Annotated in this window: 11 protein-coding genes; 6 read left to right on the top strand and 5 right to left on the bottom strand. The window is 67.2% G+C overall.

What is annotated here, in order from left to right; translation table 11 throughout:
- Window positions 1-120 precede the first annotated feature (120 nt).
- From AC3FJ6_RS09520 to AC3FJ6_RS09505, 4 genes are all read right to left on the bottom strand, one after another.
- Window positions 121-1,017: a DUF1571 domain-containing protein gene (locus AC3FJ6_RS09520; protein ID WP_488771642.1), complete on the bottom strand. Its 897-nt coding sequence runs from the start codon at window positions 1,015-1,017 to the stop codon at window positions 121-123.
- Window positions 1,018-1,237: 220 nt separating this feature from the next.
- Window positions 1,238-2,179: a TetR/AcrR family transcriptional regulator gene (locus AC3FJ6_RS09515; RefSeq protein WP_488771641.1), complete on the bottom strand. Its 942-nt coding sequence runs from the start codon at window positions 2,177-2,179 to the stop codon at window positions 1,238-1,240.
- Window positions 2,180-2,394: 215 nt separating this feature from the next.
- Window positions 2,395-3,990, bottom strand: coding sequence for a GMC family oxidoreductase (locus tag AC3FJ6_RS09510; protein ID WP_488771640.1), 1,596 nt, complete (start codon window positions 3,988-3,990; stop codon window positions 2,395-2,397).
- A 19-nt stretch (window positions 3,991-4,009) separates the two neighbouring features.
- Window positions 4,010-4,621 carry a hypothetical protein gene (locus AC3FJ6_RS09505; protein ID WP_488771639.1) on the bottom strand — a complete coding sequence of 204 codons (612 nt, stop codon included), beginning with the start codon at window positions 4,619-4,621 and terminating at the stop codon, window positions 4,010-4,012.
- A gap of 318 nt (window positions 4,622-4,939) precedes the next feature.
- Here AC3FJ6_RS09505 and AC3FJ6_RS09500 point away from each other — a divergent pair, with 318 nt between their 5' ends.
- The 4 genes from AC3FJ6_RS09500 to AC3FJ6_RS09485 all read left to right on the top strand — a co-directional run bounded on the left by AC3FJ6_RS09500 (window position 4,940) and on the right by AC3FJ6_RS09485 (window position 9,343).
- A complete protein-coding gene (locus AC3FJ6_RS09500; protein ID WP_488771638.1) occupies window positions 4,940-6,514 on the top strand; it encodes a flavin-containing monooxygenase in 1,575 nt (524 codons plus the stop codon).
- Between the two features lie 68 nt (window positions 6,515-6,582).
- Entirely contained in the window at window positions 6,583-7,476 is an 894-nt protein-coding gene (locus AC3FJ6_RS09495; RefSeq protein WP_488771637.1) for an SDR family NAD(P)-dependent oxidoreductase, read from the top strand.
- The gene (locus tag AC3FJ6_RS09490; RefSeq protein WP_488771636.1) at window positions 7,473-8,474 is read left to right on the top strand and encodes an alpha/beta fold hydrolase; all 1,002 of its coding nucleotides are present in this window, start codon (window positions 7,473-7,475) and stop codon (window positions 8,472-8,474) included. The genes AC3FJ6_RS09495 and AC3FJ6_RS09490 overlap by 4 nt, the downstream gene beginning before the upstream one ends.
- A complete protein-coding gene (locus AC3FJ6_RS09485; protein WP_488771635.1) occupies window positions 8,471-9,343 on the top strand; it encodes a metal-dependent hydrolase in 873 nt (290 codons plus the stop codon). Before AC3FJ6_RS09490 ends, AC3FJ6_RS09485 begins: the two co-directional genes overlap by 4 nt.
- Window positions 9,344-9,490: 147 nt before the next feature.
- Here AC3FJ6_RS09485 and AC3FJ6_RS09480 read toward each other — a convergent pair whose 3' ends face one another.
- The gene (locus AC3FJ6_RS09480) at window positions 9,491-10,330 is read right to left on the bottom strand and encodes a MerR family transcriptional regulator (protein ID WP_488771633.1); all 840 of its coding nucleotides are present in this window, start codon (window positions 10,328-10,330) and stop codon (window positions 9,491-9,493) included.
- 90 nt (window positions 10,331-10,420) lie between these two features.
- Between AC3FJ6_RS09480 and AC3FJ6_RS09475 the strand changes: the two genes are divergently transcribed.
- Together AC3FJ6_RS09475 and AC3FJ6_RS09470 are read left to right on the top strand one after the other, a co-directional pair.
- Entirely contained in the window at window positions 10,421-11,356 is a 936-nt protein-coding gene (locus AC3FJ6_RS09475; protein ID WP_488771632.1) for a LysR family transcriptional regulator, read from the top strand.
- A gap of 137 nt (window positions 11,357-11,493) precedes the next feature.
- On the top strand, window positions 11,494-12,474 hold the full coding sequence (locus AC3FJ6_RS09470; protein WP_488771630.1) for a Bug family tripartite tricarboxylate transporter substrate binding protein: 981 nt from the start codon (window positions 11,494-11,496) through the stop codon (window positions 12,472-12,474).
- Window positions 12,475-12,504 lie beyond the last annotated feature (30 nt).

Genomic DNA, 12,504 nt, shown 5'->3' with positions numbered 1-12,504 from the left:
AAACATTGCCGCTGTGCCGTCTGCCGTTGTCCGCCAAGCGCCTCGCGCCCTTGTTCAAACCGTGCGCGCGGCCCGATGCGCGCAGATTCAAACGGGGGGTGGCGCCTGGTGCCGGCGGTATCAGAACTTGTATTCGCTGTTGGCGGGGTCGAACGCCGAGGCATCGAAGGTCTTCTTCACGGCCTTTTCGAAGACGATTTTCTCGACCATGTTGCCGTCGGTGTCCCAGGCCGTTTCCATGCGCGGCCACGGATGCTTGAGGTCGAACATCAGTTGCACCTTCTTGGCGTAATACCTGGGCGCGCCTTCGGGCAGGTCCCAGGTCAGCGCCACCATGCGTGTGCCCTGCTCCTGCACGATCTCGGTGCGGGTGTACTTCTCGGACAGGCCCGCGGCGCGCAGCGTCTTGGCGTCGCGCTCCAGCATCGACAGCACGAACTGGAAGCCCAGGTCGCGCACGGTATGGTTCGATTGCGATTTCGCCAGCGTGCCGTCGATGGCCGTCCAGATCGACGTGAAGCCCATGACGCCGCCCAGGTGGCCATACATCTCTTCCTTGCGCCGGGTCTCGTCGTAGATGATTTCCTGTCCGGCCTGCACGCCGTTGGGCAGCCACTTCGCATAGAGCTGGCGCGGCATATGGCGGTAGCGGATCATCATGCGCGCGGGCTTGTCCTGCCACTGGCCGTTGAGCCGCTCCTGGCGGGTCATCCAGTATTCGTACTCGGGATAGCGGTTGATTTCCTGCCGCGCCCACGTCAGCAGCGCCTCGGGCTGCAGGGCGTCGAACACGGCCAGCACCTGCGCATCGGTCATTGCCGCCAGTTCACCGCTGGCAATCTGCTTGCCGAGCAGCGCGGTCTGTTGCGATGTGGGCAGGCCGTCGTACGGCGTGGGCGTACGGGCTGATTGCGCGGCCGGTGCGCCCTGCGCGTGGGCTTCGAACAGGCTGCCCGGTGGCGTGGCCACGAATCCCAGGATGCCGCCGAACGCGGCGATCACGAACATCTGCTTCATTGCGAGTCTCCAGTGTGTTTTGCTTTCTTCAGGCAAGACGGGGCCCCTCCGGCCGTGCGGAGCACGGCAGGCTGGATGCGCACCAGAACCGCGGCGCGCAGCGGGTCACGCCTCGCGGTGGGCGTGGCGGATCGACAGGTCGGTAGTGAAGGCGACGGTTACCGTCGCGGCTCGCCGCAGCGCGCGCCGCGGTCCCGGTGGAGACCGCGGCGGCGTGCCGCTATGTCCTGGGGCGGGTACGCATCCAGTCGTCGAGCGGATTGCTGGGGAAGGTGGCGCAATGCTCGCGGCGCACCGTCATGCTGGCGGTGGGCGGGCGCGTTGCGGTTTCGCTGCGCGCGGCCCGCGCGCTGCGTCGTGCGCGGCCCATGGCGGCAGCCGTCGCGGCAGCAAGCTCCTGGGTCTCGTTTTCGGCCGTGGCGGCCATCGCCGCAATGCTGGCCTGCTCGTCGGCCTGCTGGGCCTCGCCGATCTCGAATACTTCCTGCAGGGCGCCAAGCTCCTGCACCGCCGGCGATGGCGCCTTGAGGGCGGCCACCACCATCGATGTCAGTTGCGCCAGCACCTGCGCATCGCTCATCCGTTTGCCTTGCGTGAACGCGGGCATCAGGTTGCCGAGCTCATCACCGGCCAGCACACCGGCCAGCGCCTTGAGGGCGAAGTGCAGCCGCCAGCCAAGCTCCTGCCGTGGCACGTCGGGCAGCGCGCGCGCAAACGCTTCGAAGAAGCGTCCGAACACGGGTGCGTAGTGCCCCATCAGCCAGGACTGGATGAACGGCGAGGTATCGGAATACACGCGCCCAAGCAGGCGCAGGAATGACGGGCCGCCAATGTCGGGCTCGCGCGCCATCTGCAGCGCGGGCACGAACAGGGCGCCCATCACGTGTTCGCAGCGGATGGCGTTGCCGGGCCAGCGTGCCTCGCAGGCATCCAGCAATGCGAGCCGCCGCGTGTTGAGCGGATCCAGCCGGCGGCTCAACACCGACTGCATCATGATTTCCTTGCTACGGAAGTGATAGTTGACGGCGGCCAGATTGACGATCGCTCGGGACGTTACCTGCCTGAGCGAAGTCGCTTCATAGCCAACCTCAATGAACAACTTCTCGGTCGCATCGAGGATGCGAGCCTTGGTATCTCCTGCCGTGGTTTTCCCGGTCTTCATGGGGGCGTCTCTCGCTGAAAAACCGCTGTGGACCCCTGCAAAAAAAAAACTACAAATCCACAACCGTCCGCTCCTTGCTCTGTTGGCATACGGATGCTTCAAACGGTTGTAGGGAGCCTATCCAGCGCCCCGAGCGTTTCACAAGACCATTTTTCGAAGACATGCTCTAAATTGCAAGTCCCTGCCACGCACCGCGTTGCCTGGCAGTTCTCCGGTCACGCCATGATGGTCTTGCGCAACACAGAGGCATTCTGCGCCGTCAATGCGAAGACTGACAACTGCGGGTTGGCCCCGATGCTTGTCGGAAACACCGAGCCGTCGAACACGTACAGATTCTGCAGATGATGGTGGCGGCCGGCGCTGTTCACCACACCGCGGGCAGGGTCTTCGCTCATCGCGCAGCCGCCCATCAGGTGGGCGCTGAACAGCAGCACGCGGAATTTCTTCAGCGGCAGCTGGCCGATGGCAGCGCGCGCCTGCGCCCACGTCGTGTAGTCGCTGCCATCGAGATGGGCCGGCCGTACGCGAACGGCGCCGGCCGCGAACTGGGCCTCGGCCATGCTGAGGTACGCGCGGCGGACGCCATCCCATAGGTAGTCGCTCACTTCGTAATCCAGGATGGGGCTGCCGTCATCGGCAATTCTGACGCGGCCGCCCGGGCTGTCCGGTACGAACCCGTCGCGCAGCAGGGCCAGCATGGCGTTGGTATGCGGCAACGCGGCCATTTCGCGCTGCAGCGCCTGCCCCATGCCATTGAGCACACCCGCGCTGATGCCCGGAAACATTGGCGGCACTTCCAGCTTGTACCCCATCGGCCCCGTTGCGCCGTCACGCCACTGGAAATGGTCGGAAGCCACCGATTGCGGCGCGCCATAATATGTATCGATTTTCTCCGGCGTTTCTGCGATGCTTAAATTCACAGGGTGAATAAATGTTCGCTGCCCGACCCTGTCGTGTGGATCGTTAACGCGCGAGCGCAGCAGTAGCGCCGGCGTATTGATGGCCCCGCCGGCGGCGATCACGTACCGGGCCCGTACGCTGACACGGACGCCGGTCGGGGTGTAGCCGTCCTGCCCCAGGGCGTCGCCAGTCAGCCCGCTTACGACCTTGCCGTCGTGGTCGATGGTCCGTACGCGCAGCCGGTGCACCAGTGTGGCGCCGCGCGCCAACGCGTTCGGCAGGGTCGACACCAGCATCGACTGCTTGGCGTTGACCGGGCAGCCGAGCCCGCAATAGCCGGAATTCCAGCAGCCCTTCACGTTGCGCGGAATCACGTGCCATTCCCAGCCCAGCTTTTCGCAGCCACGCCGCAGCACTGCGTTGTTCGGGTTCGGATCCATCGCCCACGGCGCCATGCCCAGGCGTTCCTCGATCTGCGCGAACCAGGGCGCCATGTCGGCCTGGCTGTGGCCTGCAACCGCGTGCTCGGCGGCCCAGTGCGCCAGCGTCTGCGGCGGCGTGCGGAAGCTGGACGACCAGTTCACCGTGGTGCTGCCGCCCACGGCACGGCCCTGCAGGATCGAGATCGCGCCATCTGACGTGGCGCGGGCGGCGGCCTCCTGGTACAGGTCGCGATAGGCGCGCGCTTCATCCATGTCCCGGAAGCTGTCCGAAGTATGCAGGCCCCCTTCCTCGAGCAGCAGCACGGTCAGCCCGGCGTCGCTGAGCACCTCGGCGGCGATGCCGCCGCCCGCGCCAGTACCGACGATGGCGACGTCGGCGTCAAACGTACGGGGCGCGGTGAACGTGGCGGCGTCGAGCACCTTCCAGCCGGACGCGATGCCGGCACTGTAGATATCGTTGATCGGCATGTGGAAATCCGCTGAAAACTCAGCTGTGAAGGGCGCGATAGATCGCGGGATTGGGGCCGGGGTAGCCGCTGGCCGACCAGGTATCGGGCAGCACGAAATAGGCGACGCTGGCCAGCTTCACCAGCACCACGCCGCCGGCATTCAGCGTGGCGAAGCGGCTGCCGCGCCAGCGCGCCAGAAAGCCTGTCGCCTGTTCGGGCGTGGCCTGGTCCCAGGGCGTCCGCACGCCGGCCAGTGCCCACCGGAGCGGCGTGCTCGCCAGCAGGTCCAGCAGCTTGCGCAGCTCGCGCTGGCCGTTCTGGCCCATGGCGGCGATCGTGCCGTCGATGTTCTTCATGGCTGCATCGACGCGCCGGCCACGCGTGGCGGCGTCGAGCGTCTGCAGGTCGATCGCCACGGCCGGCAGCAGTGCGCGAAACAGCGTGACATCGGCGGGCCGCAGGAAGGCCATGCCGGGCGCCGGCGGCGTGTTGGCCGGCGAGCAGCCAGTCAGCGCCGGCAATAGCGTCGAGCACGCGATGGCCGCCGAAAAGCCTGCCCCCACCTTCAGGAACAGGCGGCGGGATGCGTCATGCGGTTCGTTTCGATCAGGTGACTCGGACGGCGCGGCCGCGCGGGCAGGTGTGGGCATCGTGTCTCCGTGATGGGTTTCTTGTGGTGGCGGCGTTGCGATTCTGCCGAAGCGCCCGAAAATATTTCGCCCTGGTGCACGGGTTTCAAACGCACGAATGAGCGGTGCGTCCGAGGCGGGTCTTGCGGCACTAACATCGTTTAATGTGATGCGAAAGACGCTGGAAAACCGCCAAAAATAGAACGATTCTTCAAACCACCGCATTGACCGGCCCATTTTCGGTACCTACGATGACATCGTTCAATGTCACGATAAACAGTGTCGACGACGTCCCGCCAACCGGCCATGACCCGTCGCACCGCACCGGAAAGCCGCCCCATGAATGCACCTCTGGACCTGCAGGCTCATCTTCCGACCGAAGCGGAGCAGGCCTGCGACATCGCCATCATCGGCAGCGGGTTTGCCGGGCTCGGCATGGGTATCCGTCTCAAGCAGTCGGGCGTGGATGACTTCCTGATCTTCGAGAAGGCCGACGCAGTGGGCGGCACGTGGCGCGACAACCACTACCCCGGGTGCGCCTGCGACGTGCAATCGCATCTCTATTCGTTCTCGTTTGCACCGAACCCCGACTGGTCGCGCATGTTCTCGACGCAGCCCGAGATTCGCCGCTACCTGGAACATTGCACCGACCGCTTCTCGCTGCGCCCGCATCTGCGGCTGGGCCACGAACTGGCGCACGCCGAATGGGACGCGCCCGCCGCGCTCTGGCGCCTGCGGATGCGCGATGGCCGCCGTGTGCGCGCCCGGGTGCTGATCGCCGGCATGGGTGGGCTGAGCCGGCCATCGATTCCGGATATCCCCGGGCTGGATCGCTTCGCCGGCACCGTGTTCCATTCGCAGCAGTGGCGCCATGACTATCCGCTGGCCGGCAAGCGCGTGGCCGTGATCGGCACCGGCGCCAGCGCCATCCAGTTCGTGCCGCAGATCGCGCCGCAGGTGGCGAAGCTCGACCTGTACCAGCGCACGCCGCCGTGGATCATGCCCAAGCCCGACCGTCAGGTGACGGCCGCCGAGCGATGGCTGTTTCGCCATCTGCCCTTCACGCAGGCGCTGTTGCGCACCAGCCTGTACTGGATGCTGGAATCGCGCGTGCTCGGCTTCGTGGTGCACCCGAAGTTGATGAAGGCCGTGGAACGCGTGGCGCGCCGCCATCTGAAGAAGCAGGTGCGAGACCCCGCGCTGCGGCAGACGCTGACCCCGAACTACACCATCGGCTGCAAGCGCGTGCTGATTTCCAACGACTATTACCCGGCGCTGACGCGCAGCAATGTCGATGTGGTGGCGACGGGCATCGACCATGTGGCGCCCGACGCCGTGGTGCTGCGCGACGGCACGCGCCGGCCCGCTGACGCGATCATCCTTGGCACCGGCTTCCATGCCACCGATCCGCTGCCGCGCGGCGTGATTGTCGGCCGGGACCGGCGCGACCTGCTGGATGCCTGGCGCGATGGCGCCGAGGCGTACCTGGGCACCACGGTGGCCGGCTTTCCGAACCTGTTCATGATCGTCGGCCCCAACACCGGCTTGGGTCATAGCTCGATGGTCTTCATGATCGAGTCGCAGGTGAATTACGTGCTCGATGCGCTGCGCCAGATGCGCCAGGAGCGCGTGCAGGCCGTGGACGTGCGCCCGGCCGTGCAGGCCGCGTTCAACCGTGGCATCCAGCAGAAGCTCGGTCACGCGATCTGGGCCGCCGGCGGCTGCGCAAGCTGGTACATCGACCCCCGCAGCAAGAAGAACACCACCCTGTGGCCGGGCTTCACGTTCCAGTTCCGCCGTGCCACGCAATCGTTCCGCATGAGCGACTACGAACGCTGGCCCGTGCGCCACGCCAGCGTAGAACCGCTGGCGGACACCGATCCGACCGAACAGGCTGCGCCAATCCGCGCCTGACAGGGGCGCCCGCGCACCCGCAGGACACTACGCATCCGAACCCGACACAAGAACTCAGGAGGCAAGGCATGAAGGATTTCCGCAACAGGGTGGCCGCGATCACCGGCGCCGGCTCCGGCATGGGCCGTTGCCTGGCGGTGCAGCTCGCGCAGGCAGGCTGCCACGTGGCGCTGTCCGACTGCAACGAAGCCGGGCTGGCGCAGACACTGGCCGACGTGCAGCGCGCCGCGCCCGGTGTGCGCGCCACGGTCGCGCCGGTCGACGTGGCCGATCGTGCGGCCGTCTACGCCTGGGCCGACGCGGTGGTGCGCGACCACGGCCGCGTGAACCTGATCTTCAACAACGCCGGCGTGGCGCTGTCGAGCACGGTCGAAGGCATGAGCTACGACGACCTCGAATGGATCATCGGCATCAACTTCTGGGGCGTGGTGTACGGCACCAAGGCGTTCCTGCCGCACCTGAAGGCCAGCGGCGAAGGCCACGTGGTCAATACGTCCAGCGTGTTCGGGCTGTTCGCACAGCCCGGCATGGGCGCCTACAACGCCAGCAAGTACGCGGTACGCGGCTTCACCGAGGCGCTGCGCCAGGAACTGGACCTGATGGATTGCGACGTGTCGGCCACCACGGTTCATCCGGGCGGCATCAAGACCAATATCGCGCGGGCCAGCCGGGTATCGCCGAGTGTCAACGGCCTGCTGGTGCGTGACGCGCAGCAGGGCCGCGAGGAATTCGAGAAGTTCTTCATCACCACGGCCGACAAGGCCGCGCGCGTGATCCTGGACGGCGTGCGTGCCAACCGGCGTCGCGTGCTGATCGGCCCCGACGCCGTGGCCGCCGACGCGATGGCGCGCCTACTGCCGGCCGCATACCAGTCGCTGGTCGTGCGCGAGACGCGGCGCAAGCGCAAGCAGCTCGTGCCGGATGCCGCCACGGCACCCGCGCGCGGCGGAGAGCGCGCATGACCCGCGCCACGCTGTCCCGCGAGGCCGCGCTGCAGTCGCCACCGGGCACGTTCACGCGCTGGTTCGGCCAGGGCCGCGTGGGCCTGGTCAGTCTGTCGCGCGATACGCTGGCGCGCCGCTACGCACTGCCTGCTTCACGCTGGATCCAGGTGATGGGCGCGCTCGTGCACTACACCGAGGAAGGCGTGCCGGAGGGCGAGCCGCTGGTGCTGATCCACGGCTTCGGCGCGTCGTTGCACACGTGGGAAGGGCTGATGCCCGCGCTGCGCCAGCAATACCGCGTGATTCGCCTGGACCTGGCGCCATTCGGCCTGACCGGGCCGCTGCGCGACGCACATGGCCGTATCGCCACGATGGATATCGACGTCTACCGCCGCTTCATCGACGGCTTCCTGGCCGCGCTGAACCTGTCGCGCGCCACCTTCATCGGCAACTCGCTGGGCGGCCTGATCGCCTGGGATCTGGCCGCGCGCCGGCCCGCCATGGTGAACCGGCTGGTGTTGATCGACGCCGCCGGCTTTCCGATGAAGCTGCCGATCTACATCGACCTGTTCCGTCACGCCGCGGTGCGCTGGTCGGCGCCGTGGCTGCTGCCCGAATGGATCATCCGCGCGGCCACGCGCGATGTGTATGGCGATGCCGCGCGCGTGCCCGAGGCCACGTTCCGCCGCTACGTCGATTTCTTTTACGCAGCAGGCAGCCGCGAAGCGGTGGGCCGCATGGTGCCGAAGCTCGATTTCGATCAGCTCGACACCGAGCGCCTGCGCGGCGTGCGTCAACCCACGCTGGTGCTGTGGGGCGACCGCGACCGCTGGATCCCGCCCGCGCATGCCGCGGAGTTCGCGGCACGTATCCCCGACGTGACGCTGCACCGCTATGCGGGTCTTGGCCATGTGCCGATGGAAGAGGACCCGCAGCGCGTGGCGGCCGACCTGCTGCGCTTCCTGGACGGCGCCCGCGCGGCGCCAGCCACCCAACAACCGGAGCCCACACCATGATGCCAGTCCGACGCGACGTGCATCCCCACCTCCCGCCGGAACGCATCTGCGACTGGCACGAGCGCGGGCAGCACGTGACCCACTTCATCAACGCGCTGTCGATCTTCTTCCCGGCCGGCGAACGCTTCTTCATGGACAGCGTGCGCCACTACCGCGACCGCGTGACCGACCCCGAACTCAAGCAGGCCGTTGCCGGCTTCATCGGGCAGGAAGCGATGCACACGCGCGAGCACATCCTCTACAACCGGCTGCTCGACGATGCCGGTCTGCCCGCGTCGAAGCTCGACCGCGCGGTGGCGAAGCTGCTCAACCTGCTGCGCAGGGTGCTGCCCAAGTCGTGGCAGCTGGCGCACACCATCGCGCTGGAGCACTACACGGCGATGCTGGCCGGCGGCATGCTGTCCGACCCCCGCCACATGGGCGAATCGGAACCCGGCTACCGGCAGGTGTGGACGTGGCATGCGCTGGAGGAAACCGAGCACAAGGCCGTGGCCTACGACGTCTGGAATACGGTGATGAAGCCGGGGCCCTATCGCTACCTGCTGCGCACGTTCACGATGCTGACGACCACCGTCACGTTCTGGGCGATGGTGTTCGTGTTCCACGTGCGGCTGGTGATGGCCGACAAGACGTGCCGCAACAAGCTGCTGGGCTTCGGCCGCGTGGTGAACTTCCTGTGGGGCTCGCCCGGCGTGCTGCGCAAGATGATTCCGGAGTGGTTCGACTACTTCCGCCCGGGCTTTCATCCGTGGGACGAGGACAACCGCGCCGAACTGCATCGGATCGTGCCGTTGATCGCAGAAATTGAAGATACGGCGATTCGCGCAGGGGCCAGCACGCGCGCGCCGTCGATCCGGAGTGCCGCGTGAGGCGGTAGTGCTTCAGGCGCATGCCCTCTCCCCCAGCCCCTCTCCCGCTGGCGGGAGAGGGGAGACAACCACGGGTACCTGAATTGCAGCGGGTTTGCTCCCCTCTCCCGCAAGGCGGGAGAGGGGTCGGGGGAGAGGGCCGGCGCATCAATCGCCTGCCACGCGATCCTTGTCGTGCAGGTGTTCCAGAATCGCCGCCACCCGGTCCCCGAGATACTTGTTCGCCGAAATCTCCAGCGATCGCATCATCTCGGTCTCCAGCGCCACCAGCGCCAGCGGGCGGATGCGCCAGAGCACATCGACGATGCGCGGCACTTCCGATGGCGGTGGCAGCTGGCCTTCGCCGAACTTGTCGAGTTCGCGCACCACCATGCCGACGATACGGTCCGACACGGCCTGGAAATGGCCGCGTGCGTGGCCGATGATGTCCAGCACGTCTTCGAGCGGAAAGCCGGCGCGGGCCATTTCCGCACCGGCCGCCAGCGCGCGCGGGCTGCGGGCCAGGTAGCCGATCCCGTCGGGCTCCAGCAACCCCAGCGAAATGGCCTTGGCCAGCGCCGGGCGCGAGATTGCGCGGCCGAACAGCCGGGCCAGCGCCAGATATGAATAGTGGCGCGGCGCCTCGCTGTTCCATGGGCTGCTGATGGCCGTTTCCAGGCCCAGGATCGAGCGCAGGTCGTGGCCTTCGACGATGGCCTTGAGCAGCTCCATGATGTTGGCCAGCGTGTAGCCGCGTGCCAGCAGATGATGGATCAGCCGCAGCCGGCCCAGGTGGGTCTGGGTGTAGATGCCGACCCGGCCGCGCCGCTCGGGCGGGTCGATCAGACCACGGTCCTGGTACGAACGGATGTTGCGCACCGTGGTGCCGGCCGCGCGTGCCAGTTCGTCGATCGTGTATTCGGGAAAGGCGGCGCGGTCCGATGGCGTCGCATCGGACGGGCCGGCAGCGGAGGAGGATGGGCTGGCGCCGCGTTTGGGTGGAGGCATGGCGAAAATTCTAACCGAGCGGCTGGCGGCATGACCGGCGGCGGGTCGTGACAGCGACGTTACAATGCGCCCACAACATCCCCGGTCCCCATGCATATCCGTTGGCTCGAAGATTTCGTCTGTCTGGCCCAGGCTGGCAGCCTTGCGCGTGCTGCGGAGCTGCGCAACGTCACGCCGCCGGCGTTCGGGCGCCGCATGCAGGCGCTGGAAGTGTGGGCCGGCGCGCCGCTGATCGACCGCAGCGTGTTTCCGGTGCGGCTCACGCACGAGGGGCGGCAGTTTCTTGAGGCCGCCCAGTCCGCGCTGCGCACCCTTGACGACACGCGCGTGGCGCTGCGGGCTGCGCACCGGGCCGATGCCAGCACCATCACCATCGCGACGGGCAAGACGCTGGCACGGTCGATGGTGCCGGCGTGGCTGGCGGGCCTGCGCGACGCATTGCGCGATGATCCGGTCGGCGCGGGCTTTCGCACGCGGCTATCCACGCACGCCACGCACGATGCGCTGGAGATGTTCACCGAAGGCGACGCCGACTTCCTGCTCTGCTACAGCCCCCACGACCTGCCGATCATGCTCGATGACGCGCGCTACCGCTTCCACGCCGTGGGTGTGGAGCGGCTGGTCTGCGTGTCGGCCGCCACGGCGCGCGGCGCGCCCGCGTTCCGGCTGCAGAAGCCCAAGCCGGGGGCGCGTCCGGTGCCGGTGCAGATGATTGCCTATGCCGAGACGTTGACCATGGGCCGCATGGTCAACCAGGAGATCGCACGGCGCAAGCTGGCAAGCTGGCTCGATGTGATTGCCGTGAGCGACTTCGCGGAGTCGGTCCACGAGATGGTGCGCCAGCGGATGGGCCTGGCCTGGCTGCCGGCGCGGCTGATTGCCGACGACCTGCATGCCGGCCGCCTGGTGCGGGCCGACCTGCACGGTGGCGACAGCGCCGACCTGGCGCTGGACATCCGCCTGTACCGGCCGCGCGCGGCGATGCGTCCGCTGGCCGAAGCGTTCTGGCAGGCCGCCTCGAAGTAGTGCGTGTGCGCCGGCGCGCACCATTTTCGTCCTTGCCGAAATGGCAATCCCGATTGCCAAAGCCGCATGCCGCGGCAGTGCGCGCTCTCTACCATCGCCGGAAAACATTCATAGACCATCGACCTGCCGGAGAAATCATGAACCCGATGCTGCGCGCGCTTGCCGCCGTTTCCCTTGCCAGTAGTGCCCTCGTCCCGGCCAGCGCCGGGGCGGCCGGCGGCTATCCGACCAAGCCGATCACGCTGGTGGTGGGCTACACCGCCGGCGGCAGCGTCGACCTGGTGGCGCGTACCGTCGCGCCCGAACTGGGCAAGCGCCTGGGCCAGAGCGTGGTGATCGAGAACCTGGGCGGCGCCGGCGGCACCATCGGCGCGCAGAAGGTGGTCAAGGCCGAAGCCGATGGCTACACGCTGCTGATGGGTTCGGGCAGCGAGGTGTCGATTGCCCGCCTGACCAATCCGGCGGTGCGATACGACGGCGAGAAAGACCTGGCGCCGATCACCTTCGTCGGCACCCAGCCGATGGTGCTGGTCGGCAAGCTGCAGCTGCCGGCCAAGGACGCCAATGAACTGATTGCACTGGCCAAGGCCAAGCCGGGCGCGCTGTCGTACGCGTCGTCGGGCGTGGGCACGCCGCTGAACCTGGCCGGCGAACTGATCAAGCAGCAAGGCAAGGTCAACATTACCCATGTGCCGTACAAGGGCGCCTCGGCCATGGCCACCGACCTGCTCGGCGGCCAGATCGACCTGGCCGTAATGGTGCTGTCGTCGGCCCTGCCCCATATCCAGGCCGGCCGCGTGCGCGCCTATGGCGTGACCGAGTCCAAGCGCGCCAGCGTGGCGCCCAACGTGCCGGCCCTGGCGGAGACCCCCGCGCTCAAGGGCGTGGACATGGGAGTATGGTTCGGATTGATGGCACCTAGCGCCACCCCTAAGCCTGTTATCGATCGGCTGAATACTGAAATGCAGGCCGTGCTGGCGCTGCCGGACGTGCGCAAGAAGCTGGCCGAGGCCGGTGTGGAAGTGCAGCCGGCCAATCCGGCCCAGTTCGGCAGCTTCGTGAAGCGCGAGACGGCGAAGTACAAGACGATCGTCCAGGCCGCCGATATCCGGGAATAAGTGCGAAGAATGATGACGTGGCGTAATAGC

Source organism: Cupriavidus sp. 94F1 (assembly GCF_057798875.1).
The sequence above is the reverse complement of the archived record's forward strand: the minus strand, read 5'-3'. Positions and strand labels throughout refer to the sequence as shown.